The organism is Rathayibacter sp. PhB151 (genome assembly GCF_004366415.1).
Lineage (GTDB): Bacteria > Actinomycetota > Actinomycetes > Actinomycetales > Microbacteriaceae > Rathayibacter > Rathayibacter festucae.
In genome coordinates, this window is record NZ_SOEN01000013.1 from 67,020 (window position 1) to 89,679 (window position 22,660).

A 22,660-nucleotide genomic window follows, 5' to 3' on the forward strand; every position below is an offset into this window, starting at 1 on the left:
AGGGGGTTCCGCGCGGTGCGGAGCAGTTGCTACGCGGCTAGGGTCGGTCGGGTGAAGCTGATGCGGACGCGACCGGCCCCGACGACCTCCCCGGCCCGCGCGACCCCGCCGGCCCTGCTGATCGGCGCGACCCTGGCGGTGCTCGCGCTCGCCGGCTGCACCGCTCCCGCGCCGGACGTGGTCGTGTCGAACGACGTGGCGCCCCGCGAGGAGTCGCGCGACCGCGTGCTCGCGCTCGTCTCCGCCCTCGCCGGGCCGCAGGACGACGCCTTCGGCTACGCCCGGCTCGCGAGCGACCAGGCCGTCGAGGGCGTGGACCTGATCGGGATCGAGTCCTACGACGCGCTCAGCGAGGGCGGCGAGTTCGGGGCGCTGTCCTTCCGCACGCCGGTCGACGCCGCGGCCTTCCCGGACGTGGCCGACCTGCCGGAGGCCTACTGCTTCCGCGCGCCGTTCGCCGCGGCGGGTGCCGTGGTCGACGACGCCGGCGGCGGAGGCGTGGCGGTCATCGAGTGCCCGGCCGACGCCGAGACGATCACTCCGCCGGCCGAGTAGGCGCGTCCACCGCGGCGACGACCGCCGCGAGCGTCTCCGGGTCGCTGAGGATGCGGAAGTGCCCGCCCGTCTCGATCCGCACGTTGACCGCGCCCTCGAGCATGCTGCCCTCGGGGATGTGCGGGTCGAAGAGGCCGAAGACCGAGGTGATCCGCGCGTTCGCGCCCGCCCGGCTGGAGAGCAGCAGGGTCGTCGCGTCGCGGGGCGAGAAGGAGCGGAGGCTCTTCAGCAGCAGGTAGGGCGCATAGCGCGAGCCGCCGAACGGCGTGGCGACGGCGACCATCCGGTCGACGCGGCCGTCGGGGTCGAGCTCGGTCATCACGTACTTGCCGATCAGGCCGCCCTTGCTGTGCGCGACGATCACGACGTCGCGGAGGTCGTGCTCGGCGAGGTAGGCGGCCACGTCCTCCGCGGTGCGGGCGACCGGGCGGCCGTTCCAGCCGAGGCTGGTGAGCACGTGCATCGGGTGGCCGCGGCGGTGCAGCGGGTCGATGATCGGGCGGAGGAAGGCCCAGGTCTCCCAGATGCCGGGCAGGACCACGATCGGCCGCTCCGTGCCGTCGAGGTAGTCGTCGGGGGCGCGGCGGGAGACGAAGGCGCGGACCTGCCAGGCGACGGCGTAGGCGTAGTCGCGGATCCACCAGACGGCGTCGCGGACGAGGTGCGTCATGCGGGCACCGGGGACGGGTCGGCGTCGGCGGCGGGGCTGGGCCCGGCGTCGGGGGCGGAGTCGGGCGCGGCGTCCGCCGCGGGGTCGGCGTCGGCGTCGGGGGCGATGTCGGCGGCGAAGGACGCCAGGACGAGCGCGAGCGACTCCGGCTGCGTGCGCGGGACCACGTGGCGGGAGCCGGCGAACTCGAGGAGGTGCCCGTCGGCGGCGTGGGCGAGGAGGCGCTCGCACCAGTGGCGGGTGGCGATCGGATCGTCCCGTCCGCGCACGACCAGCACGGGCGCGGTGACCGCGGCCAGCCGCCGCTGGATCGGGTAGTGCAGCATCTCGGGCAGCTGGCGCAGGTACCAGGCGAGACCGCCGCGGACGTAGTCGGCGAAGAGCAGCGCGTCGACGCCGAGCGGCTCGCCCAGGCAGTCGCGGGCGAGCGCGAGGCCCTGACGCACGGCACCGGGGCGCTGCGGGTCGACGACCGGGCCGATCAGGACCGCTCCCGCGACGAGGCCGGGCGCGCGGGCGGCGAGCTCGACCGCCACCTGGGCGCCCATCGAGTGGCCGACGACGACCGCCCGGGTGACGCCCTGCTCCGCCAGCGCTCTCTCGACCAGACGTGCGTGGTCGGCGATGCCGACACGGCGGCGGGGCGAGCGGTTGGCGCCGAAGCCGGCGAGGTCGACGGCGACGACGCGGCCGTGCGCGCGGAGGGCGACGGCGAGGGTCGAGAAGGTGTGGTGCGACATCCCGATGCCGTGGATCAGGACGAAGGTGCGCTCGGCGTCGGGGCGACCGGTCGCGAGGGTCCGGAGCTCGATCCCGTCGATCCGGTGGCGGACGACGGGCGAGGGGCGGGGCATGCCTCCCAGGCTAGGCACGGCGGTGCCGGCGCGCGCGGGGGTGCGCGGCGCCGGTCGGGTGGGCTAGGCGGTCGGGCGGGGCGGGGCGGGGAGTGTCAAGCGGCTGCTGCGGCGGGGGAGCGCTGCCTAGCCTCGGAGCAGGACGGCGGACGCCGCCCGCGGAGGGACATCATGCGGATCGCGATCGTCGGAGCGACGGGCAACCTGGGCACGGCCCTGCTGAGGCGCCTCCAGCGGGAGGACGCGGTGACGGAGATCGTCGGGATCGCCCGGCGCGAGCCGCCGCCCGGAGCGGACGAGTACCGCGACGTGCGCTGGCACGAGGTCGATGTGGCCTCGAGCGACGCGGAGCGGCAGCTGCGGGAGGCGTTCACCGGTGTGGACGCGGTCGTGCACCTGGCCTGGGCGCTGCAGCCGAGCCACGACGAGCCGTTCCAGCGCCTGGTCGACGTCGGCGGGACCGCGGCGGTGCTGGCGGCCGCGGCGGCGAGCGGAGTCGGCCAGGTCGCGGTGGCGTCGTCCGTCGGCGCCTACAGCGCGGCGCCGAAGAGCCTGCGCGTGGACGAGAGCTGGCCGACCGGCGGGCTGCACACCTCGACCTACAGCCGGCACAAGGCGGCGAACGAGCGCGCGATGGACGCGTTCGAGACGGAGCACCCGGAGGTGGTGCTCACCCGGCTGCGCCCGGGGCTGGTGTTCCAGCGCGGGGCGGCGACCGAGATCGCCGGGCTCTTCGCCGGCCCGCGGTACCCGACGCGCTGGCTTCGGGCGGTCCGGCCGCCGGTCCTGCCGCTGCCGCGGACGCTGATCTTCCAGGGCGTGCACGCCGACGACGTCGCGGACGCGTTCTGGCGCGCGCTCGACCGCCGGACCGGCGGGGCCTTCAACATCGCCGCGGAGCCGGTGCTCACGCCGCAGCGGATCGCGGACGTCGTCGGCGCGCGGCTCGTCACGGTGCCGACGGGGCTGCTCCGCTCGATCGTGTCGGCGACGTGGCGGCTCCGGCTGCAGCGCACCGACGCGGGCTGGCTCGACATCGCGACGAACACGCCGGTCATGTCGACGGAGAAGGCGCGCACCGTCCTCGGCTGGCAGCCGACGACCACCGCCGAGGAGGCGCTGCGCGAGCTGCTCGACGGCCTCGCCGACCGCGCGACGGTCGCGGGCTCCCCGCCGCTGCGCGGCTGACCGCGGATCTCGCTACGCCCTCTGCGAGGGCTGCTCGATCAGCATGCCTACTCCGCGGCGACGCGGATGAGCACCTTGCCCGTCACGCCGCTCTCGACGGCGTCGTGGGCGGCGGCGGTCTCCTCGAGCGGGAACCAGGTCAGCGGCAGGCCGGCCTCCTCGCCGACGGGCAGGGCGCCGTCGCGCAGGGCCGCGGTGATGTCCTCGGCCGCGGCCTGGAGCGGCGCCTCGCCGACCGTGTAGAGCAGCAGGCCCTGCCAGCGGGCGTTCTTGGCGAAGCTGGGCACGATCGGGATCGTGAACTCGTCGCCGTTGTTGTTCGCGTAGTAGCCGATGCTGCCGTGGTTCGCGAGCACCTCGACGTCGAGCGCGGCGTTCTGCGTCGGCGCCACCTCGACGATCTGCTGGACGCCGTCGGGCGCGAGCTCCAGGATCTTCGCTGCGAGCTCCTCGTCGGGGTACTGCAGGACGTGCTGAGCGCCGGCGGCCGTCGCGAGCCGCGCCTTCGCGTCGCTGCTCACCGTGGCGATCACGGTCGCCCCGGCCCACACCGCGAGCTGGATGGCGGCGTGGCCGACCGCTCCCGCGCCGCCCTGCACCAGGACGGTGCGGCCGGCGAGCGCGCCGGGGGAGAGGCGGGCGGGCCCCTCCTCGTGCACGGTCAGGGCGCGGTGCGCGGTCATCGCGGGGACGCCGAGGCTCGCTCCGAGCTCGGCACCGATGCCCTCGGGCAGGCGCACGACGTGCTCGGCGGCGAGGACGGTCGACTCCTGCGCGGAGCCGGTCGGCCGCTGGTGGGCAGCGAGGTAGAACCAGACGCGGTCGCCGACCGCGAATCCCTCGACGCCCTCGCCGACGGCGTCGATCACGCCGGCGCCGTCCTGGTTGGGAACGACCTCGTCGAAGGGCGGCTCGCCACCGGCGCGCGCCTTCCAGTCGGTCGGATTGACGCCGGAGACGAGCACGCGCACGCGCACCTCGCCGGCGCCCGGCGTGCCGGCGTCCCGGTCGACGAGCGAGAGGACGGAGGAGGAACCGGAGCGGGAGTAGACGATGGATCGCATACGACCCAGAAGCCCCGCGAGCCGCCCCCTATTCCCGCGCACCCCGTCCCGGACAGCGAGATGCCACTTGTGTACGCGACACGCCGTGAAAGGCGTACACAAGTGGCATCTCGCGGAGGCGGGAGGGGGAGTTACGAGCGGTCGCTGTCCTGCGTCACGTTCTCTTGGACCGCGTGCTTGGCCTCGCGGGCGGAGTCCTTGACGTCCTCGGCGGCGGAGCCACCCGCCTCCTTGACGTTCTGCGCGGCGTCGGTCGCGGTGTCCTTCACCGAGGCGAAGGCCTGCTGCGCCGGCTCGCGCAGCTCGTTCGCGACGTCCTTCGCGGCACCGGTCACGGAGTCGACGACGGGCTGCGCCTGCTCCTTGACCTTGCCGGCCGCGTCCTTCTCGGCGTCCGAGGCGGGGATGAGCGAGGCGATCAGGAGCCCGGCGCCGAAGGCCATCAGGCCCACCGCGAAGGGGTTGCCGTTCGCCTTGCTCTTCACCGATCCGGCCGTGCCGGAGAGCGAGTCGCCGGCGTCGTGCGCCGAGCCCATCACCCGGTCGCGCACCGAGCCCACGGCCGCCTTGACCTTGTCGGTCTGCCGGTCGACGATCGCGCTCGGGCTGACCTTCTCGGCCAGCGCGTCCACGTCTCCGCCGAGCTCGAGCCGCGTGCGCTCGATGTCGGCCCGGATCTCCTCGGCGCTCTTCTGAGATTCGGGAGTCTTGCTCTGTCCTGCGTCGTACGTCATCGTCCTGCCCCGTTCGGCTTGAGGGTTTCGGGAATCTGCTTGAGGGTGTCGACCGTCTCGGGGACTCCGTCGACCTGCTTGAGGCTCTTGCGGCCGACGGCGAAGAGGATCGCCGCGATGACGCCCCAGATCACGGCGACGATCACACCCGACCAGCCGTTGCCGACCAGCGTCCCGAGCGCCCACCAGAGGGCGATCGAGAGGAAGAGCACGGCCATCAGCGCCGCGTAGCCCGCGCCGCCGAGGAGTCCGGCGCCCTTGCCGGCCTTGCCGGCCGACTCCTTGATCTCGGCCTTGGCCAGCGCCATCTCCTGGCGGATCAGCGTCGAGAGGTCGCGGGAGACCTCGCCGAGCAGATCGCCCAGGGAGGTCGAGCCCGCGCGCTCTCCGGGCGTCGGCTCGGCGGAGGCGCGATGCGCGCCCAGCGGATCGCTCACGGCCGGGTTCCGTTCGGGAAGGCGTCGTAGCCGGGCGTGATCGGCGTGCTCAGCGGGTCGGCGACGGGCTCGGTCGGCGCGAAGTCGCCGCGCTCGTCGAACGAGGTCGTCGTGGTCGCGCCACCGGAGTAGTCCGCGGCGGCGGGAGCGGCGAACTCGGGTCCGAAGGTGTCCGCGGTCGCGGCCTTCTCGTCCTTCGCCTCGGCGGTCAGCGCGCGGACGAGGCGTCCGGCGACCAGGCCGGTCGCGGCGGCGATCAGGATGAACGCACCCGGACGGCGGCGCGCGAACGAGCGGACGTCGTCCAGCAGCTCGGACGGGTCGCGGTTCTCGAGCCACGAGGCGACGCCCTGGACGCGCTCAGCGGCCTGCGAGACGAGCTTCGACGCCGCGTTGTCGTCGCCGCCCTCGCCGTTCGCGAGTGCGGTGAGGTCGTCGCTGAAGGCGCGTGCGCCCTTGGCGGCGTTCTCCTTCTGGGCGTGCGCCTGCTCGGTGAGCTGGGTGCGGCTCTGGTCGAGGAGGTCCTTGACCTGCACCTTCGCCTCCTGGGCGACGTTGGCGGCCTCCTCCTTGCCGGTGGCGAGCACGTCGCCCGCGGCCTGCTTGGCGTCGCCGGCGACGGCGCCGGCCTGCTCCTTCGCCGCGCCCGCGGTCTCGGCGGCCTTCTCCTTGGCGGAGCCGGCGGCGTCCGAGACGCTGCCCGAGGTGCCCCCGCCGACGCTGTGCGCGCCGGAGGTCGTGTCCGTGGTCGTCGTGTCCGACGTGTACGGCTCGGAGGTGAGCGGTGCGTCGTAGGTGCTGTCGGTGCTGTCGTACGAGGGGTCGGCGGCGCGGGCGTTCGCCGCGCCGTCTCCGAACGGAGGTGAAGCGGGATCGATGTTCGACATCGTCTGTCCCTTCCAGGATCGAGAAATGGTGGTCTGCGTGCCGGCGTCGCCAGTCTGGACAGTGCGCCGCGCACCGAGATAGGGCGTAGCGGACAGAAGGCGTGAGGGCGTACGATCCCGCGCATCCGTGCTCTGACGCGTGCACGGCGCTTCCTGGACGTCGGCTCCGGATCCGGTCGACCGCGGCGTCAAGCCCTTCTCGCCGGCGAGGAGCCCTGCCTAGCCTGGAAGGGGATGGGGGCACGACCGCCCCGTCTCCGCTTCCGGAAAGGCACCCCATGCTCAGCACTCGACCGTCCCGCACCGTGCGCGTCCTCGGCGCGCTCGGCGCCTCCGCCCTGACCATCGGCCTGCTCGCGGGCTGCACCGGCGACGCGCAGACCCCGAACCAGTCCGGGAGCGCCGTGCCCACCAGCGCCGACGACGGCTCGACCCGCACGCCCACGATGGAGCCGACGCAGACCGCGCCGTCGGACACCGCGACGCCCGTCATGTGACCCGGCCGGGAGCGGGCAACCGACGATCGTGGCACCTCGGCGATCGTCCGGGCAAGCCCCTTCCGGCTCCCAGCCGACGAGCAGAAACGGCTCCTACCTTCGGGTGAAAGTTCAGCGCACGACGATCACGAAGGAGGCACCACTATGGGGCTCGATGACAAGATCAAGAACGCCGCTCAGGACATCGCCGGCAAGGCGAAGGAAGCCCTGGGCGACCACAAGAACGACGACAGCCTGAAGGCCGAGGGTCAGAAGGACCAGGCCGCGGCCTCCGCGAAGCAGACCGGCGAGGACATCAAGGACGTCTTCAAGTAGGTCTTCCCCGCACCACGACTCAGGCGGCGCCCCCTCGGGGACGCCGCCTTCGTCGTGTCCGGGCGGGTGGATCTCGATACGCCGCGTCCCGCGGCTACTCGATCAGCATGAGCGGCCCATGCTGGTCGAGTAGCGCCGCCAGGCGCGTATCGAGACCCCGCCGCCGCCGCTACGGCTGCAGGACGACCTTGATGCAGCCGTCCTCCTTCTTCTGGAACGTCTCGTAGAGGCCGGGGGCGTCCTCGAGGGGGGCGCGGTGGGTGACGAGGTCGTTGACGCCGAGCGGGTCGCTGGAGTCCTCGACCAGCGGCAGCAGGTCGTCGATCCAGCGCTTGACGTTGCACTGGCCCATCGTCAGGGTGATCTGCTTGTCGAACATCGACTTCAGCGGCAGCGGGTCCGCCTCGCCGCCGTAGACGCCGCTCAGCGAGACCGTGCCGCCGCGGCGCACCAGGTCGAGCGAGGAGACGACCGCGGCGAGCCGGTCGACGCCGACCGTGTCCATCGCCTTCCGCGCGATCGGGTCGGGCAGCAGCCCGGCGACGGTCTGGGCGAACGAGCCCATCGGCGAGCCGTGCGCCTCCATGCCGACCGCGTCGACGACCGAGTCGGGGCCGCGGCCGTCGGTGAGGTCGCGCAGCTGGTCGTTGATGTCGTCGGTGAAGTCGAAGACCTCGATCCCGTGCCGGGCGGCCATCGCGCGGCGCTCGGCGACCGGGTCGACGGCGAGCACGCGGTACCCCTTGTGCGCGCCGATGCGGGCCGCGAACTGGCCGACCGGGCCGAGGCCGAAGACGACGAGCGAGCCGCCGTCGGGAACGTTCGCGTACTCGACGCCCTGCCAGGCCGTCGGCACGATGTCGCTGAGGAAGAGGTAGTTCTCGTCCGGCAGCACGGTGTCGACGACGACGGTGTTGTAGTCGGCGAGCGGCACGCGGAGGAACTCCGCCTGGCCGCCGGGGACCTGGCCGTACATCTTCGTGTAGCCGAAGAGCGAGGCTCCGGAGCCGTACTCCGTCACCTGGGTGGTCTCGCATTGCGACTGCAGGCCGCGGCGGCACATGAAGCACTCGCCGCAGGAGATGTTGAACGGGACGACGACGCGGTCGCCGACCTTCAGCTTCGTGATGCCGGCGCCGACCTCCTCGACGATGCCCATCGGCTCGTGTCCGAGGATGTCGCCCTTGTCGAGGTACGGGCCGAGCAGGCGGTACAGGTGCAGGTCGGAGCCGCAGATGGCGGTCGAGGTGATCCGGACGATGGCGTCCGTCGGCTGCTGGATGCGGGGATCGGGAACCGTCTCGACCGAGACCTTCTCGACGCCCTGCCACGTGAGTGCGCGCATGCTTCCTCCTTCTCCCGGCGCGGACGCCGGTGGTTCTCCGGCGCTCGCCGGGTACCTCCCCAGGCCACACCCGGCGGCGCGGAGTCGCGAGGGGGTTGACGGCCGGACGACGCGGTTCGGAGGCTCCTCCCGGGTGACGGCCGCGCCGAGCGGCGGGGATGTCGAGAGGACGTGCACCCGACGCTCACCCCGCTCCCGGCCGCGCAGTGGTGTGATGGAGGGATGGATGCTCTCTACACCGCCATCGCCCACGCCTCCGGTGGAGGACGCGACGGCCACGTCCGCACCGAGGACGACCGGCTCGACCTCGACACCCGCCCGCCCCAGGAGCTCGGCGGCTCCGGCGAGGGCACGAACCCCGAGCAGCTCTTCGCCGCCGGCTTCGCCGCCTGCTTCCTGAGCGCGCTGCACGGCTCCGGCAAGGCGCTCTCGATCGACACCACCGACGCGCAGGTGTCGGCGAGCGTCTCGATCGGCAAGAACGACGACGGCGGCTTCGGCCTCGCGGTCGAGCTCGACATCCACGTCCCCCAGGCGAGCTCGGAGGACGCGCACGCCGTCGCCGAGAAGGCGCACACCATGTGCCCGTACTCGAACGCGACCCGCGGCAACGTGGACGTCGTCCTCAACATCGTCGACTGACGCCGCCTCTCCTCGAAGGCCCCTGCCCGGTGACGGGCGGGGCCTTCGTCGTGCCGCCGCCTTCGGCTCGTGATTCCGGCTCGGGCTCGCGGGAACTGCGGGATTCGGCGTGCCGGAAGCGTTTCTGCGTGCCGGGGGTCGGTGGGGTCGAGCTTCGGCTCGTGATTCCGGCTCGGGCTCGCGGGAACTGCGGGATTCGGCGTGCCGGGGGCGCCTGCGCGAGCCGGAGGTCTGCGGCAGCGGGAGTGCGTCGCGCCGGTCCGTTAGGGTCGGAGGCATGATCGAGGAACCGTCGCGCGAGGGGTCGGACGCCGAGGCGCTGGCCGAGCTCGAGCAGATCCGTCAGAGCATCGACAACATCGACGCGGCGCTGATCCACCTGCTCGCCGAGCGCTTCAAGTTCACCCAGAAGGTCGGGCGGCTGAAGGCGGCGCACGGCCTGCCGCCCGCCGACCTCGAGCGCGAGTCGCGTCAGATCGCGCGGCTGCGTGCCCTGGCGGAGGACGCACACCTCGACCCGGCCTTCGCGGAGAAGTTCCTCGGCTTCATCGTCGCCGAGGTCATCCACCACCACGAGCAGATCGCGAGCGGCGCTGCGGACTGACGCTCGCGGCGGGTGGGTCTCGATACGCCGCCTGCGGCGGCTACTCGACCAGCATGGGTGGCGCCTGCGGCGGCCGCTCCCTGATGCTGGCCGCCTGACCCCTTCCGCGAGATGCCACTTGTGCACGCTCGACACGGCGTGTCGCGTGCACAAGTGGCATCTCGCGGAGGGGAGGGGTTAGGCCTCGACGGGGCGGGAGAGGGCGCGGACCGAGGTGACGCGCTTGCGGGCGATGGCGGCGACCGTCAGCAGGAGGCCGAAGAGCAGCCAGATCAGCAGGCCGACGACCGCGGCGCCGACGCCGCCGGTGCCCTCGACCACGCCGGCCAGCGCGTTCTGCGCGGCCGAGAGCGGCAGGAAGGCGAGGGCGTCGTCGAAGACGCCCGGGACGGTCGAGATGATGCCGGCGCCGAGGCCGATCACCGCGGCGACCATCGAGACGAAGCGGCCGAGCCCGCCGAGCAGGGCGACCAGCCCTTGGTTCACGGCGGCGAAGGACGCCCCTGCGAGCATCGCCAGCGCGGCGAAGCCGAACCAGGTCACGAGGTCCAGGCTTGCGACCGCGCTCATCACGATCGCGACGGCGAGGCCCTGCACGAGTCCGATCACGAGGGCCGGAACGTAGGAGGACAGCGCCAGCGCCGCGGAGGAGCGGGTCGAGGAGAGCGCGCGGTGCGAGAACGCGGCGAGCACGAGGAAGGTCGCCAGGGCGCCGAGCCAGAGCGCGATCGTCGCGAAGAACGGCACGCTCGACGCTCCGAAGAGGTCCGTGCTGCTGCTCGAGTTCTCCACCGGGTCGGAGACGACGTCGGCGAGGTTCTGCGACTCCGACTCCGTGTAGGTCGGCAGCTGGGCTACCGCGGCGTCGAGGCCGGTGGCGAGCGAGCGGGTGCCGTCGGCGAGCTGGAGCGCGCCGTCCGAGACGCCGCCCGCTCCGTCGGCGAGCTGGCGGGCGCCGTCGGCCGCCGAGGAGGCGCCGGTCGAGAGCTGCGCGGCGCCGTCGGCGGCCGTGGTCGCGCCGCTGGCCAGCTGGCGGGCGCCGTCGGCGGCGGAGGAGGCGCCGGTGGCGAGCTGGGACGCTCCGCCGGCGGCCGTGGCGGCGCCGGTCGAGAGCTGAGTGAGTCCGCCCGCGAGGGAGCCGGCGCCGTCGGCGACGCCGCGCGCCCCGGTCGCCGCGGACGCGACTCCGGAGACGAGCGAGGGCTGCCCGTTCGCTCCGACGCGGATCCCGGCATCGAGCTGCGCGGTGGCGCCCGCGGCGGTCGTCGTCAGGGTCACCGGCCCGGTGGCGGAGGTCTGCGCATCGGCGATGACGCCCAGCGCGGTGAGGCACTCGGCGGTCCGGCAGGTGGCGAGGACCCGCTGGAGGCCCTGCAGCGTCCCCGCCGTCGACGCCGCGGCGCCCGCGCTGAGGGTCGCGATCTGCTGCGTGCTCGCGCCGAGCTCGGTCGTGCTGGCGCTGAGACCGTCGAGCCCGTCGGCGAGCGAGCCCGCCCCCGTCGCGAGCTGCGTCGCGCCGTCGGCCGACTGCTGCGCGCCGGTCGCGAGCTGCGAGACGCCGCCCGAGAGGTCGGAGGCACCGGTGCCCACCTGCGCGACGCCGTCCGCCAGGGACGACGCGCCGGTGCCGAGCTGTGCGACGCCGTCGGAGAGCCCGGACGCGCCGGTCGCGAGGTCGTCGATGCCGTCCGCGAGCGTGCTGGTGCCGTCGGCGAGCGTGGAGGCGCCGGTGCCGAGCTGGTCGGCGCCGTCCGCGAGCGTGCCCGCGCCGTCGGCGGCCTGGCCGATCTGCTGGTTCAGGGTGTTGAAGCCGACGTAGATGTTCTCGAGGTACGCGGTGGTCAGCTGCGTGTTCAGCAGCGCCGTCGCCGTGCTGGTGACCGTCGCCGAGATGGCGTCGTCGACGAGCTTCGCCTTCTCGCTGGTGGCGATGTCGATCGTGGCCTTGGTCGCGGCGGCGGCGTCTCCGGCGTAGGAGGTCGCGGCGGCCGAGAACGAGGACGGGATCGTGACGACGGTCGAGTAGCTGCCGTCGGCGAGGCCCTTCGCCGCGTCGTCCTTGTCGGTGAGGACCCAGGTGAAGTTGCCGGTGGAGTCGGAGCCCGAGACGTTCGCCGCGGGGCTCGCGGAGCTCGCGGAGGGGGAGGGAGTGCCGGACGCGGAGGGCGCGGGCGTCGCCGCGTCCGTCTCCCCGCCGGTGACGAGCCCGGCCGCGAGCTGGCGCCCGAGCGGCACGGTCTGCCCGTTGAGCTCGACGGGGGTGTCCTCGTTCACGACCGCGGCCGTGATGGTGTCGAGGCGCTCGGTCGGGTTCCACAGCGCCCAGACGAGCAGGCCGCCGATGACCAGCGGGACGAGGACGATGCCGAGAAGGGTCACCCAGGACACCTTCTTGACGCCGCGGGGGCGTTCGAGGGAGAAGAGAGCCATCTGTCAGCGGACCTTCGCGATAGCGCGGCGCTCGGCCGCGGGGGAGACCGCGAGCTCGCCGCGGTCGGTGGGGAGGAGGTCGTCGAGCGCGTCCGCGTCGACGGAGGAGACGATCACCGTGAAGGAGTGCTCCTTCTGCGCGGCCTTCGCGCGGGCCCGGTCGAGCTCGGCGCGGATGCCGTCGCGCAGCTGCGGATCGGTGACGGTGTCGAGGTCGTCGAGCACGAGCAGCGGCGGGGCCGTCTCGAGCGCCGCGCGGACCTCGGCCACCGGATCGGCCGCGCCGGCGAGCCGGACGAGTCCGACGCGCCCGCGGACCGCGGAGGAGCGGATCGGCACGACGAGGCCGTCGACCTTGAGCCGGCCGGCGTCGGGGGCGAGGCGCCCCGCGATCGTCAGCAGCAGCGCGGTGCGGCCCGAGCGGTGCGGGCCGTGCACGACGAGCGCGCCGCCCGCGGGCACCCGCACGTCGACGTCGCGGTAGACCGGGCCGTCGGGACCGTCGAGGCACAGCCCCTCGGCCGCGACCGCGTCGGTGGCGCCGGGCTCGGGCCAGTCGGCGAGCGCGAGCTCCTTGGTCAGGCCCTCGCCCTCCACATCGAAGGAGGGGAGCACCCGATCGAGCCAGCGCGGCATGTGCCACGCGCGGTCGCCCAGCAGGTGCAGCACCGCCGGCACGAGCGTCATCCGGACGATGAAGGCGTCGACGAACACGCCCACCGCCAGGCCGAGCGCGATCGGCTTGATGTTGGTGTCGCCCTCCGGCACGAACGCCGCGAAGACGGAGAACATGATGACCGCGGCCGCGGTGACGACCTTCGCCGAGCCGACGAAGCCCGACTCGACCGCCGCGCGGGCCGGACGGCCGTGCACGTAGTCCTCGCGCATCCGCGAGACGAGGAAGACCTCGTAGTCCATCGCCAGTCCGAAGAGCACGCCCATCAGGATGATCGGCATGAAGCTGATGATCGGGCCGGTCTTGTCCACGTGCAGCGCGTCGGCGAACCAGCCCCACTCGAAGACCGCCGCGACGGCGCCGAAGGACGCGCCGACCGAGAGCAGGTAGCCGAGCGTCGCCTTGAGCGGCACCCAGAGCGAGCGGAAGACCATCGTCAGCAGCACCAGCGAGAGCCCGACGACCAGCAGGCCGAACGGCAGCAGTGCGTTCGCGAGGGTGTCGGAGATGTCGATGCCGACCGCGGTCTGCCCGGTGACCGCGAGGTCGACCCCGTAGGTCTCCTCGAAGTAGTCGTGCTTGTCGCGGATCTCGGCGACCAGCGCCTTGGTTGCCTCGGAGTCCGGGCCGCCCTCGGGGATCACCTGGATGATCCCGGTGTCGGCGGTCTCGTTCGGGGTGGCGAGCGGCACGGAGGCGACGCCGTCCAGGCCCTCGATCTCGGTCTTGAGGTCGGCCATCAGGCCGAGCGGATCGGTCGAGCCGATGATCGTGCCGGTGACGATGAGCGGGCCGTTGTAGCCGGGGCCGAAGTTCTCGGCGAGCAGGTCGTAGGTGTCGCGCGCGGGCGTGCCCTCGGCCTGGTAGCCGGCGTCGGGCAGGGCGAGGCGGAGGCTGAGCGCGGGGATCGACGCCATGCCGAGCACGCCGACGACCGCGATGATCGTGAGGATCGGGAAGCGGGTGACGACGCGGACCCAGCCGCGGAAGAAGCCGCGCGGGACCTCGGCGTGCACGTGCGAGCCGGGGGAGGGGGCGGTCGCGTCCTCGGCGGCGTCGGGATCGGTGTGGGCGCCGGTGGTCAGAGCGGCCTTCTCGGCGCCGGAGGTCGCGGCGGCCTTCGCGGCGGCCTTCTTGGCCTTGCGCTCCTTCGGCCGGAGGCGCTCGCCGGCGAAGCCGAGCAGCGCGGGGGTGAGCGTGAGCGCGATGACCACGGCGATCGCGACTCCGCCCGCCGCCGCGATGCCCATCGTGGTGAGGAACGGGATGCCCGCGACCGAGAGGCCGGCGAGCGCGATGATGACGGTCAGGCCGGCGAAGACGACCGCGGAGCCGGCGGTCGCGGTCGCGCGGGCGGCCGACTCCTCCGGCGCCATGCCCTGCTTCAGCTGGTCCTGGTGCCGGCTGATGATGAAGAGCGCGTAGTCGATGCCGACCGCGAGGCCGAGCATCAGCGCCAGCAGCGGCGTGGTGGAGGAGATCGAGGCGAAGCGGGTCGCGATGAAGATCGCGGACATCGAGAGCGCGACGCCGAGCAGTGCGGTCACCAGCGGCATGCCCGCGGCGAGGAACGAGCCGAAGGTGAGCACCAGGACGACGAGTGCGACGAGGAGGCCGATTCCCTCCGTGACGGTGACGCCGGGCAGGCTCTGGGAGAAGAGGTCGCCGCCGAGCGAGACCACGGCGCCCGCGGGGAGCGCATCCTGGAGTGTGGTGGCCTCGGCCTGGAGCGCGTCCCGCGACGCCTCGGAGGTCGTGGTGGCGGAGCCGTCCATCTGCGTGGTGATGACCAGCGCGTTGCCGGCCTCGGAGATCGTGCCCTCGACGGTGTCGGAGTAGGGGTCGGTGACCGCGGCGACGCCGTCGATCCCCTCGAGCGCGGTGACCGCCTCGCCGACCGGGCCGCTGATGTCCGCGTCCTCGACGCTGCCGCCGTCGGGCGCGACGACGACGTAGCGCGCCGAGGTGCCGCTGACCTGGGGGAAGGTGCGCTCGAGCTGGTCCAGTGCGGTCTGCGACTGGGTGCCGGGGATCGAGAAGGTGTTGTCCGTGCCCTGGTTGAGCAGCAGCGCGCCGCCGCCCGCGAGGACGACGACGGCGAGCCAGAGGACGGCGACCAGCCGGTGGGCGCGGAACACCCAGCGGCCGAGTCGGTAGAGCATCGACGACACGCGTGTCTCCTGACGACGGGGGAGCGGAAAGGGACACGACTCTGTGCTCGGAGAGCGCGGTCGTGCCGTCAGCACGAACGCGCGGGAGGCGACGTGCTCGATGCACGACCGTGCTCGATACACGAACGTATCCGATACGCGAATGTATCCGATACAGTGATGTATCTCAACACCGCCGACGCCCGCCCGGGAAGGACTCAGGATGACCGACTCCGTCGAGACCTCCCGCCGGAGTCGGACGCGCGAGCGGCTCCTCGACGCCGCCTACGACGTCTTCGCCGAGACCGGCGTGCACACCGCCTCGGTCGAGCAGATCTGCGAGCGCGCCGGCTTCAGCCGCGGCGCCTTCTACTCCAACTTCTCCACGAAGGAGGAGCTGTTCTTCGCGCTGATGCAGCGGGAGAACGGCGCCCGCCTGGACGGCCTGGTCGAGCAGATGGGGCGCACGATCCCCAAGGTCGCCGAGTCGGACGAGCCGCTCACCCCCGAGACGCTCGCGGTCGTCATCCTCGACTTCCTGCAGGGGCCGTTCACCGACAGTCGGCGCTGGTGCGTCGTGCAGTCCGAGTTCGAGCTGCTGGCGCTGCGCGACGCGGCGATCGCGCCACAGTACAGCGCCTTCCGGACCGGCTTCGACGCGACCCTCGTCGACATCGTGCGGGGGGCGCTGCAGCAGGTGCACCGCGACTTCTCGCTGGCGCCGACCACGGCCGTCCGCCTGCTGATCGCGAGCTACGACGACGCGGTGAAGACCTCGATCCTCGAGGGCGACTCGGAGGAGGCCGCGCTCGAGCGGCTCCGGGCGACGCTCACCGACGTGGTGCTGGCGATCTCGGCGGAGCGCTAGGCCGGGTGGGCCTGTCCGTCGGGCACGGAGCCGTCGGGCGACGCGCCGCCGTGCGCGGAGCCACCGGGCGCTGAGCCGCCGGGCGCTGAGCCGTCGGCGCAACCGGTCCCGGTGGTGCCCGCGCGCGAGGAGGATGGACCCATGGAACTGCGCCAGCTCGAACACTTCCTCGCCGTCGCGAAGGAGCAGCACTTCACCCGCGCGGCGAGCGCCCTGCAGATCTCGCAGTCGGGCCTCTCGGCGTCGATCCGCGCGCTCGAGAGCGAGCTCGGCAGCCCGCTGTTCACCCGGAGCACCCGCCGGGTCGAGCTGACGCCGGCCGGCCGGGCGATGCTGGCGGAGTCGGAGCAGTCGGTCGCCAGCGCGCTCGCCGCCCGCGACGCCGTGCTGGCGGTGCAGGGCGTGCTGCGGGGGAGTCTCGCGGTCGGCACCGAGGAGTGCCTGGGCGGCGTGCACCTGCCGCGCGAGCTCGCGACCTTCCGGGAGCAGCACCCGGGCGTCGGGCTGCGGCTGACCCACGACGGGTCCGGCACGCTGCTCGACGCGGTGGGCAGTGGGCGCCTGGATCTCGCGCTGGTCGCCGACATCGGCGCGGTGCCGGCCGGAGTGGTGACGAGGCCGCTCGCCAGCGAGGGCTTCGCGGTGCTCGCGCATCCGGAGCATCCGCTGGCCGACCGGCCGGTCTGCCGCATCCCGGACCTGGAGGGGCAGACGATCGTCGGCCTGCAGGAGCACTGGGGCGCGAGCCACCTCGCGGCCCAGGCGTTCGCCGCGCACGGCCTGGCGTTCGAGGTGGAGCTCGAGGTCAACGACGTGCACACCCTGCTCGACCTCGTCGAGTACGGCATGGGCGTGGCGGTCGTGCCGGCGCACTTCGCCGAGAAGCGGCCGGCCGGCCTGCGCGCCGTGCCGCTGGAGGACCCGCTGCTGGTCTGGCGCACCATGGTCGCGCTGCCGGAGCGGCCGACGGCGGCGGCGCGCGCCTTCGTCGCGGCCCTGCCGGGCGCCTCCGCCGCCCGCTGACCGACGGCCCGCGCGGGGCCCCTGCATGCTGATCGAGCAGCCCTCGGAGCCGCCCCTTCATGCTGATCGAGCAGCCTTCCGAGCCGCCCCTTCATGCTGATCGAGTAGCCCGCGGAGTGGGCGTATCGAGATCCACGCTCGTCCGGTGGGCGGGTCTCGATACGCGCTGCGCGCTACTCGACCAGCATGGGCCGCCTGCTGACCGAGGAACCCGTGGGGCGGGTCCTCCATGCTGATCGAGTAGCCCGCGGAGCGGGCGTATCGAGATCCACCGCGCTCAGTCGAGCGAGGCGAGCTCCTCCGCGGTCAGCTCGAGGTCGGCCGCCGTGGCCGAGTCGCGGATGCTCTCGGGGCGCGAGGATCCGGGGATCGGGAGGACGGTCGGCGACTTCGCCAGCTCCCAGGCCAGGCAGACGACCTGCGGCGAGACGTCGTGCGCCTCGGCGACGGTGGCGAACGCCGCGAACGAGGTGCCCAGCTCGGCGGCCGAGGTGATGCCGCCCAGCGGGCTCCACGGCAGGAAGGCGAGGCCCAGCTCGGCGCAGAGCTCGAGCTCCGGCTCGCTGGAGCGGAACTTCGGCGAGAACTGGTTCTGCACGGAGACCAGGCGGTCGCCGAGGATCCCGTGCGCCTCGCGGATCTGGTCCGGGTCGGCGTTCGAGATGCCGGCGCGGAGGATCACTCCCTCGTCGAGCAGCTCGGCGAGCGCGCCGATCGAGTCGGCGTAGGGCACCTCGGGGTCGGGGCGGTGGTACTGGTAGAGGCCGATCGCGTCGACACCGAGGCGCTGCGCGGAGGCGCGGGCCGCCTCCTTGAGGTATTCGGGGCGGCCGTCCTGCGTCCAGACTCCCGGCTCGGGGCGGAGGTGGCCGCCCTTGGTGGCGACGAGCACCCCGGAGGTGTCGCCGCCGTAACCGCGGAGCGCCTCCGCGATGAGCAGCTCGTTGTGGCCGAGGTCGGCGTCGCCGCCCTGGTGGTAGGCGTCCGCGGTGTCGATGAGGGTGACGCCGGCGTCGAGGGCGGCGTGGATCGTGGCGATCGACCGCTCGCGGTCGGGCCGGCCCTCGATCGACATCGGCATGCCGCCGAGTCCGATGCTGCCGACGCTGATGTCGCCGATGCTGCGCTGCTTCATATGTGCTTCCTTCGTGGTCGATGTCATGGGGGGATGCATGCTGGTCGAGTAGCCGCGTCAGCGGCGTATCGAGACCCACCGTCGTCAGCAGGGCGGGTCTGCAGACTCGTCTTCCGGCGGTGGTGGATCTCGATACGCCCGCTGCGCGGGCTACTCGATCAGCATGAAATGCGCACGGTGCGCGGGCTACTCGATCAGCATGAAAGGGGAGCGCCCCGCTCGATCAGCGGGGCAGGCCGCTCACCAGGCGTAGTCCTCCGGCGCCGTGCGGTGGCCGGGGAAGATCTCGTCGAGGCGGGCCAGGTCGGCGGGCTCGAGCGCGATGTCGACGGCGGCGACGGCGCTCTCGAGCTGCTCCATCGTGCGCGGGCCGGTGATCGGACCGGTGACACCCGGCTGGTGCAGCAGCCAGGCGAGTGCGAGCTCCCCCGGCGCGATGCCGCGCTCGCGGGCGAAGGCCTCGTACTGCTCCAGCGCGGGGCGGTTCTTCTCGATCGCCTCGAGCGAGCGGGCGGAGGCGCGACGGCTGCCCGACTCCGTCTTCTCGATCACGCCGCCGAGCAGGCCGCCCTGCAGCGGCGACCAGGGGATGACGCCGAGCCCGTAGTGCCGGGCGGCGGGCAGGACCTCGCGCTCGATGTCGCGGACGAGCAGGTTGTAGATCGACTGCTCGGAGGAGAGGCCGGTGAAGCGGCGGTCGCGGGCCGCCTCCTGCGCCTGCGCGATGTGCCAGCCGGCGAAGTTGCTCGAGCCGACGTAGAGGACCTTGCCCTGCTGCACGGCGACCTCCATCGCCTGCCAGATCTCGTCCCACGGCGTCGTGCGGTCGACGTGGTGGAACTGGTACAGGTCGATGTGGTCGGTCTGCAGGCGGCGCAGGCTGTCGTCGAGCGCGCGGCGGATGTTGAGGGCGGAGAGGCGCCCGCCATTGGGCCAGGAGTCGCGGCCGCGCTCCGCGCCGGGAGCGGCGTGCTGCTCCATGTCGCCGTAGAGCTTGGTCGCGAGGACGGTGCGCTCGCGGCGCTCGCCGCCCTGCGCGAACCAGCGGCCGACGATCTCCTCCGTCGCGCCGCGTCCGCCCTCGCCGCCGTAGACGTTCGCGGTGTCGAAGAAGTTGACGCCGAGCTCGTGGGCGCGGTCCATGATCGCGAACGAGTCGGGCTCGCTGGTCTCCGGGCCGAAGTTCATGGTGCCCAGGACGGCGCGGGAGACGGACAGACCGGTGCGGCCGAGATTCGTGTACTGCATGCCTCCAGTTGACGCCGTCGCGGGCGCGGTGTCCAACAGGGCGGTGCGATGGGATTCAGCGCCCCCAGCGGTCAATGCAGGGCGGGCGGATGCGACGGTCCGGCCTGGGGGTGGTCACGGGCTGGAGCGCGATCAGCCATTTCTCAACGGCGCAGGCGAGGCGGGCGCGGAACTTCTTGCTCGAGAGCGGCGGCATCCTCCGCAGCAGCTCGGCAGTGACGAGGGCGACGGTCTCACTGCCCGGATCGCTCCGGCCTTGCGCGACCAGGATCTCTGCGAGGTCGACGCGCCAGTGCTCCAGGTGGATCGGCCCGGCCAGGGAGGGCGGCGTCGCCGCCATCACCCGGGAGAGAAGGCCGGCTGTCGCAGTCATCCGGGCGAGCTCGACGGCCGTCACACCGAGCTCCTCCTTCAGCCCGTCCCCGGTCGCCGTGGTCAGAGCGAGCGGATCCTCGAACCCGAGTCGCGTGAGGATGAGCCGGTGCGGAGCGTAGATCGGCAGATCCCACAGCCCGAGTCGGTCTCCGCCGCCGACGAGTCCGTCCACGACGGCGCCTCCGCGCAGATTCGAGACCTCGGGATCCTGCCGGATCCACCGCCGGAGCTCGAGCGACGTGAACGCCGACCGGAGGCGGAAGGCGGCTTCGCCCGCCTTGTCCTCGCCGAGGGCGGACAGAGCGGCGTTGTACGACCCGTAGGGATCGAGGGGCTGCCAGGGAGGTGGCGCGCCGGTGCAGTTGTCCCGGACCAGGTCCTGTTCTCGCACTCCGTACTCCGCCAGGACGGCCTCCCGGAGGTTCTCGAACCTCGTCTTCGTCGTGAGGAGCAGCGGGTCCTGCTCGCGCACCCGGTCGTCGACCTCCGCCCGCTCCAGGAGCGCACTCATCTGCCGGAAGCGCCGGCCGAGATCGCGGGGCGCCCGCTCGCTCGGCCGAGCGGAGTGCAGGTTGATCAGCACCGAGAAGTAGGTCATCAGCACACGCTGGGTGAGAAGCCGGTGCTCGGGCTGGTCGCGCATGCTCTCCGCCCTCGCCCGCAGCGAGTCCCGGTACCGGCGGAGGATGAGCGGGTCGTTCGAGCGCCGGTGGAGGAGGTGCTGGAGCGCAATGTCCGCTCCTCGGTTGCCCGGATCGATCTGCAGTGCCCGGCTGAGGAGGAGGACCGCCCGATCGGTGTCGTGCGCGAAGGTCGTCGTCGCGACGAATTGGAGGCCGACGCTGCGACCGTCCGTCGCTCCACCGAGACCCTCGAAGCCGGGATGCGCGCGGCTCAGGGCGATCACGACGACCCCCGCAGCGAGCGCGCACAGCATCGACCGCTCGGCTTCGGCGTCGTTCTCGCCGAAGAGACCGTGCTCGGACGGATCGCTCGGCGTTCTCAGCACAGCGGTCTGCACCGTCCGGCCGTTCCGGCTGATGACGACGCTCGCCGAATGCTCACCCGTGAACTGGAGGTCGACCTTCCAGGGTGCGCTGCCGACCAGCGCCGACAGTACCGCGAGCGCAGCCTTCGCCATGGCGTTGGCCGGCGCCGGAAGGAGGAAGGAGTCGGCGAGGGAGCTGACATCCGATCCGCGCGGCGTCTCGAGTCCGGCCGGTGGGCTGTTCCCGAACCGGCCGAGCACGGCGACCAACTGCGTCGTCCGCGCCGCGCTGAGATCGCGGTCTCCGTCCTTGTCGGTCGCCGACACCGAGATGCGCTTCCTCCCGATCAGGTGCGCGGCAGCGAAGATCACGGCGAGGAGCAGTGCGGCGAGGAAGCCGAGAAGGAGCGGCAGGACGAGCTCGAGCTGACGCGCTGTCCGAGCATCGACCCCCAGGTGCCCGATCGAGATCAGCGCAATCAGGAGGGCACCGACGAGTGCGCCGCCGGATGCGAACGCGAGCCCTCTCTGGGTGGCGTCCGACCGCATGCCTGGATTAGGGAGAGGAAGCAGCGTCGCTGCTCGAACGGCGATCACGAACGTGAGCAGGATCGCCCCGACCGCGGCCAGAACCGACGGAAGGAGCGGCTGCAGCCACGCCCCGGAGAAGGCGGCCCAGCCGCGTTCGAGATCTCCGGATGTGCCCGCCGGGCCCTCGGACTGCATCGAGAGCGCACTCTCTCGTTCCGCCGTGCACAAGCGGGCTGCTGCAGCCTTCGCGGCGGCGTCGGCACCGTCGGGGGAGGCGCGGACCTTGTCGATCAGGGCGAGAGCCTCGGCCGGTCTGCCGGCGTCGGTCAGTTCCTGGGCCGCGTCGCAGACCGCGTTGTTGTCGGATCCGAGGGTCGCGGGCTCCGGCGAGGCGGTCTGCGCGGGGGTCGACCGCGTCGTGGTCGTGGTGGTGGTCGTGGTGGTCGCGGGCTCCGGCTGGCCCGGTGTCGTGACCGTGGTCGTCTCCTCCACGGTGGTGCTGCTCGGGGAGGCCTCCTCGGCCGGCGCGGGGGCGGCCAGCAGACACGTGAGCACGCCCGACGCGAGGACGGCGAGGACGAGCCGCGCCGCTGCGGACCGCTCAGGGCGGAGGCGACGTGGGCGAGGGGCCGCAGTGTCGTCGACCGTGCGTGTCGTGCAGTGCGGAACAGGCATCGTCGCCTCCTGCGCACAGTGTGATCCTCAGGGAGATCGGAGGCAATACTCGAGCGCGTCACAGTTCGGGCAGGTTCTCGGGCGTGAGAGGGCGGAAGAGGCGGCTGCCGTGCGGGTTAGAGTCTGGGAGTGGCATCGAAGACGACTCAGCGCATCGTGATCGTGCTCGCGAGCACCCTCCTGCTCGCCGGCTGCACGTCGGCGGCCGACATCCCGGATGCGGCGCCGACCGCCGAGGCCGGTGCGGCCAGCTCCGCGACCGCCACGAGCGCGCCGAGCGCTGACGCCGATGCCGGTCCGCGTCCCGTGCCGAGCGTCTCGCTCGCGCCGGTGCCCGTCGCCGCCACCGGCGAGTGCGTGATCTCCGACCTGGCCGGCGGCGGCTCGATCGGCGACGTCGACCTCGAGGTCGTGCGCGACCGGGGGACCCGCGAGGGCGCGGCCGGGACGACGCGCACCGCGACCGACGGCATGCCCGCCGCGTACGTCGTCGCGGCCGGCGACAATCCCGCCCGCATCGCCGACCGCTTCTGCGTCAGCGCCGACTACCTCGACGCCCTGAACTCGGTCCGCCGCGACGGCGTCACCCTGAGCAGCCTCTTCGGCGGCGACACCCTCAACCTCAGCCCGTCGACGGTGCTGACCGTCGGCGACCAGAACGGCCGCGTCCTCGACAACGCCGAGCCCGACCCGCTGCCGACCCAGGCCGGCTGACCCGGCCCTCCCCGCCGATCGAGCAGCCGCCGTGCATGCCGATCGACGCGCCCGC

21 protein-coding genes are annotated in these 22,660 nt (G+C 72.9%); 9 read left to right on the plus strand and 12 right to left on the minus strand.

The features are described 5' to 3' along the window. Positions 1–51: 51 nt before the first annotated feature. Positions 52–555: a hypothetical protein gene (locus EDF35_RS19950; RefSeq protein WP_133963599.1), complete on the plus strand. Its 504-nt coding sequence runs from the start codon at positions 52–54 to the stop codon at positions 553–555. On the opposite strand, the gene EDF35_RS19955 is transcribed toward EDF35_RS19950, so the two are convergent. After that, entirely contained in the window at positions 536–1,225 is a 690-nt protein-coding gene (locus EDF35_RS19955; protein WP_132437407.1) for an alpha/beta hydrolase, read from the minus strand. The genes EDF35_RS19950 and EDF35_RS19955 overlap by 20 nt on opposite strands. Continuing rightward, on the minus strand, positions 1,222–2,079 hold the full coding sequence (locus EDF35_RS19960) for an alpha/beta hydrolase (protein WP_133963600.1): 858 nt from the start codon (positions 2,077–2,079) through the stop codon (positions 1,222–1,224). Before EDF35_RS19960 ends, EDF35_RS19955 begins: the two co-directional genes overlap by 4 nt. A gap of 171 nt (positions 2,080–2,250) precedes the next feature. Between EDF35_RS19960 and EDF35_RS19965 the strand changes: the two genes are divergently transcribed. After that, positions 2,251–3,267 (plus strand): NAD-dependent epimerase/dehydratase family protein, encoded by a 1,017-nt coding sequence (locus EDF35_RS19965; protein WP_133963601.1) that lies wholly within the window; start codon positions 2,251–2,253, stop codon positions 3,265–3,267. A gap of 47 nt (positions 3,268–3,314) precedes the next feature. Here the strand turns inward: EDF35_RS19965 and EDF35_RS19970 are convergent, their stop codons facing one another. The 4 genes from EDF35_RS19970 to EDF35_RS19985 form a co-directional block, all read right to left on the minus strand. Continuing rightward, positions 3,315–4,331, minus strand: a complete 1,017-nt coding sequence (locus tag EDF35_RS19970; protein ID WP_133963602.1) for an NADPH:quinone reductase — start codon at positions 4,329–4,331, stop codon at positions 3,315–3,317. Between the two features lie 131 nt (positions 4,332–4,462). Further along, on the minus strand, positions 4,463–5,065 hold the full coding sequence (locus EDF35_RS19975; protein WP_133963603.1) for a DUF3618 domain-containing protein: 603 nt from the start codon (positions 5,063–5,065) through the stop codon (positions 4,463–4,465). Further along, the gene (locus EDF35_RS19980) at positions 5,062–5,490 is read right to left on the minus strand and encodes a phage holin family protein (RefSeq protein WP_133963625.1); all 429 of its coding nucleotides are present in this window, start codon (positions 5,488–5,490) and stop codon (positions 5,062–5,064) included. The genes EDF35_RS19975 and EDF35_RS19980 overlap by 4 nt, the downstream gene beginning before the upstream one ends. A gap of 8 nt (positions 5,491–5,498) precedes the next feature. Beyond that, a complete protein-coding gene (locus EDF35_RS19985; protein ID WP_133963604.1) occupies positions 5,499–6,389 on the minus strand; it encodes a hypothetical protein in 891 nt (296 codons plus the stop codon). 278 nt (positions 6,390–6,667) lie between these two features. Here EDF35_RS19985 and EDF35_RS19990 point away from each other — a divergent pair, with 278 nt between their 5' ends. Further along, on the plus strand, positions 6,668–6,886 hold the full coding sequence (locus tag EDF35_RS19990) for a hypothetical protein (RefSeq protein WP_123447108.1): 219 nt from the start codon (positions 6,668–6,670) through the stop codon (positions 6,884–6,886). Positions 6,887–7,030: 144 nt separating this feature from the next. Beyond that, entirely contained in the window at positions 7,031–7,201 is a 171-nt protein-coding gene (locus EDF35_RS19995; RefSeq protein ID WP_133963605.1) for a CsbD family protein, read from the plus strand. 169 nt (positions 7,202–7,370) lie between these two features. Here EDF35_RS19995 and EDF35_RS20000 read toward each other — a convergent pair whose 3' ends face one another. Beyond that, a complete protein-coding gene (locus tag EDF35_RS20000) occupies positions 7,371–8,546 on the minus strand; it encodes a zinc-dependent alcohol dehydrogenase (protein ID WP_133963606.1) in 1,176 nt (391 codons plus the stop codon). 222 nt (positions 8,547–8,768) lie between these two features. Here EDF35_RS20000 and EDF35_RS20005 point away from each other — a divergent pair, with 222 nt between their 5' ends. Together EDF35_RS20005 and EDF35_RS20010 are read left to right on the plus strand one after the other, a co-directional pair. Beyond that, positions 8,769–9,188, plus strand: a complete 420-nt coding sequence (locus tag EDF35_RS20005) for an organic hydroperoxide resistance protein (protein ID WP_123734280.1) — start codon at positions 8,769–8,771, stop codon at positions 9,186–9,188. Between the two features lie 277 nt (positions 9,189–9,465). Continuing rightward, positions 9,466–9,792, plus strand: a complete 327-nt coding sequence (locus EDF35_RS20010) for a chorismate mutase (RefSeq protein ID WP_123447104.1) — start codon at positions 9,466–9,468, stop codon at positions 9,790–9,792. Positions 9,793–9,969: 177 nt separating this feature from the next. Here the strand turns inward: EDF35_RS20010 and EDF35_RS20015 are convergent, their stop codons facing one another. Continuing rightward, positions 9,970–12,222 (minus strand): YhgE/Pip domain-containing protein, encoded by a 2,253-nt coding sequence (locus tag EDF35_RS20015; protein ID WP_133963607.1) that lies wholly within the window; start codon positions 12,220–12,222, stop codon positions 9,970–9,972. A gap of 3 nt (positions 12,223–12,225) precedes the next feature. Beyond that, complete coding sequence (locus tag EDF35_RS20020; protein WP_347876899.1) at positions 12,226–15,060, minus strand: MMPL family transporter; 2,835 nt, start codon at positions 15,058–15,060, stop codon at positions 12,226–12,228. Between the two features lie 211 nt (positions 15,061–15,271). On the opposite strand from EDF35_RS20020, the gene EDF35_RS20025 reads away from it, so the two are divergent. Both EDF35_RS20025 and EDF35_RS20030 read left to right on the plus strand, forming a co-directional pair. Beyond that, on the plus strand, positions 15,272–15,916 hold the full coding sequence (locus tag EDF35_RS20025; RefSeq protein WP_133963608.1) for a TetR/AcrR family transcriptional regulator: 645 nt from the start codon (positions 15,272–15,274) through the stop codon (positions 15,914–15,916). Positions 15,917–16,057: 141 nt separating this feature from the next. Beyond that, positions 16,058–16,939: a LysR family transcriptional regulator gene (locus EDF35_RS20030; protein WP_123705990.1), complete on the plus strand. Its 882-nt coding sequence runs from the start codon at positions 16,058–16,060 to the stop codon at positions 16,937–16,939. A 277-nt stretch (positions 16,940–17,216) separates the two neighbouring features. Here the strand turns inward: EDF35_RS20030 and EDF35_RS20035 are convergent, their stop codons facing one another. The 3 genes from EDF35_RS20035 to EDF35_RS20045 form a co-directional block, all read right to left on the minus strand. Beyond that, positions 17,217–18,074 carry an aldo/keto reductase gene (locus EDF35_RS20035; RefSeq protein ID WP_123734283.1) on the minus strand — a complete coding sequence of 286 codons (858 nt, stop codon included), beginning with the start codon at positions 18,072–18,074 and terminating at the stop codon, positions 17,217–17,219. 240 nt (positions 18,075–18,314) lie between these two features. Next, the gene (locus tag EDF35_RS20040; protein ID WP_123734284.1) at positions 18,315–19,322 is read right to left on the minus strand and encodes an aldo/keto reductase; all 1,008 of its coding nucleotides are present in this window, start codon (positions 19,320–19,322) and stop codon (positions 18,315–18,317) included. Between the two features lie 55 nt (positions 19,323–19,377). Beyond that, positions 19,378–21,891, minus strand: coding sequence for a hypothetical protein (locus tag EDF35_RS20045; protein ID WP_166674188.1), 2,514 nt, complete (start codon positions 21,889–21,891; stop codon positions 19,378–19,380). 129 nt (positions 21,892–22,020) lie between these two features. On the opposite strand from EDF35_RS20045, the gene EDF35_RS20050 reads away from it, so the two are divergent. Then, positions 22,021–22,605 carry a hypothetical protein gene (locus EDF35_RS20050; RefSeq protein ID WP_133963610.1) on the plus strand — a complete coding sequence of 195 codons (585 nt, stop codon included), beginning with the start codon at positions 22,021–22,023 and terminating at the stop codon, positions 22,603–22,605. Positions 22,606–22,660: the final 55 nt, after the last annotated feature.

Excerpts from the sequence above, each read along its gene's own strand:
- EDF35_RS19990 (WP_123447108.1), top strand. The coding sequence starts at position 6,668 with ATGCTCAGCACTCGACCGTCCCGCACCGTGCGCGTCCTCGGCGCGCTC.
- EDF35_RS19975 (WP_133963603.1), bottom strand. The coding sequence starts at position 5,065 with ATGACGTACGACGCAGGACAGAGCAAGACTCCCGAATCTCAGAAGAGC.
- EDF35_RS19985 (WP_133963604.1), bottom strand. The coding sequence starts at position 6,389 with ATGTCGAACATCGATCCCGCTTCACCTCCGTTCGGAGACGGCGCGGCG.
- EDF35_RS20030 (WP_123705990.1), top strand. The coding sequence starts at position 16,058 with ATGGAACTGCGCCAGCTCGAACACTTCCTCGCCGTCGCGAAGGAGCAG.
- EDF35_RS20025 (WP_133963608.1), top strand. The coding sequence starts at position 15,272 with ATGACCGACTCCGTCGAGACCTCCCGCCGGAGTCGGACGCGCGAGCGG.
- EDF35_RS19970 (WP_133963602.1), bottom strand. The coding sequence starts at position 4,331 with ATGCGATCCATCGTCTACTCCCGCTCCGGTTCCTCCTCCGTCCTCTCG.
- EDF35_RS20000 (WP_133963606.1), bottom strand. The coding sequence starts at position 8,546 with ATGCGCGCACTCACGTGGCAGGGCGTCGAGAAGGTCTCGGTCGAGACG.
- EDF35_RS19960 (WP_133963600.1), bottom strand. The coding sequence starts at position 2,079 with ATGCCCCGCCCCTCGCCCGTCGTCCGCCACCGGATCGACGGGATCGAG.
- EDF35_RS19955 (WP_132437407.1), bottom strand. The coding sequence starts at position 1,225 with ATGACGCACCTCGTCCGCGACGCCGTCTGGTGGATCCGCGACTACGCC.
- EDF35_RS20020 (WP_347876899.1), bottom strand. The coding sequence starts at position 15,060 with ATGCTCTACCGACTCGGCCGCTGGGTGTTCCGCGCCCACCGGCTGGTC.
- EDF35_RS20015 (WP_133963607.1), bottom strand. The coding sequence starts at position 12,222 with ATGGCTCTCTTCTCCCTCGAACGCCCCCGCGGCGTCAAGAAGGTGTCC.
- EDF35_RS19995 (WP_133963605.1), top strand. The coding sequence starts at position 7,031 with ATGGGGCTCGATGACAAGATCAAGAACGCCGCTCAGGACATCGCCGGC.
- EDF35_RS20035 (WP_123734283.1), bottom strand. The coding sequence starts at position 18,074 with ATGAAGCAGCGCAGCATCGGCGACATCAGCGTCGGCAGCATCGGACTC.
- EDF35_RS20045 (WP_166674188.1), bottom strand. The coding sequence starts at position 21,891 with ATGCCTGTTCCGCACTGCACGACACGCACGGTCGACGACACTGCGGCC.
- EDF35_RS20010 (WP_123447104.1), top strand. The coding sequence starts at position 9,466 with ATGATCGAGGAACCGTCGCGCGAGGGGTCGGACGCCGAGGCGCTGGCC.
- EDF35_RS20040 (WP_123734284.1), bottom strand. The coding sequence starts at position 19,322 with ATGCAGTACACGAATCTCGGCCGCACCGGTCTGTCCGTCTCCCGCGCC.
- EDF35_RS20005 (WP_123734280.1), top strand. The coding sequence starts at position 8,769 with ATGGATGCTCTCTACACCGCCATCGCCCACGCCTCCGGTGGAGGACGC.
- EDF35_RS19965 (WP_133963601.1), top strand. The coding sequence starts at position 2,251 with ATGCGGATCGCGATCGTCGGAGCGACGGGCAACCTGGGCACGGCCCTG.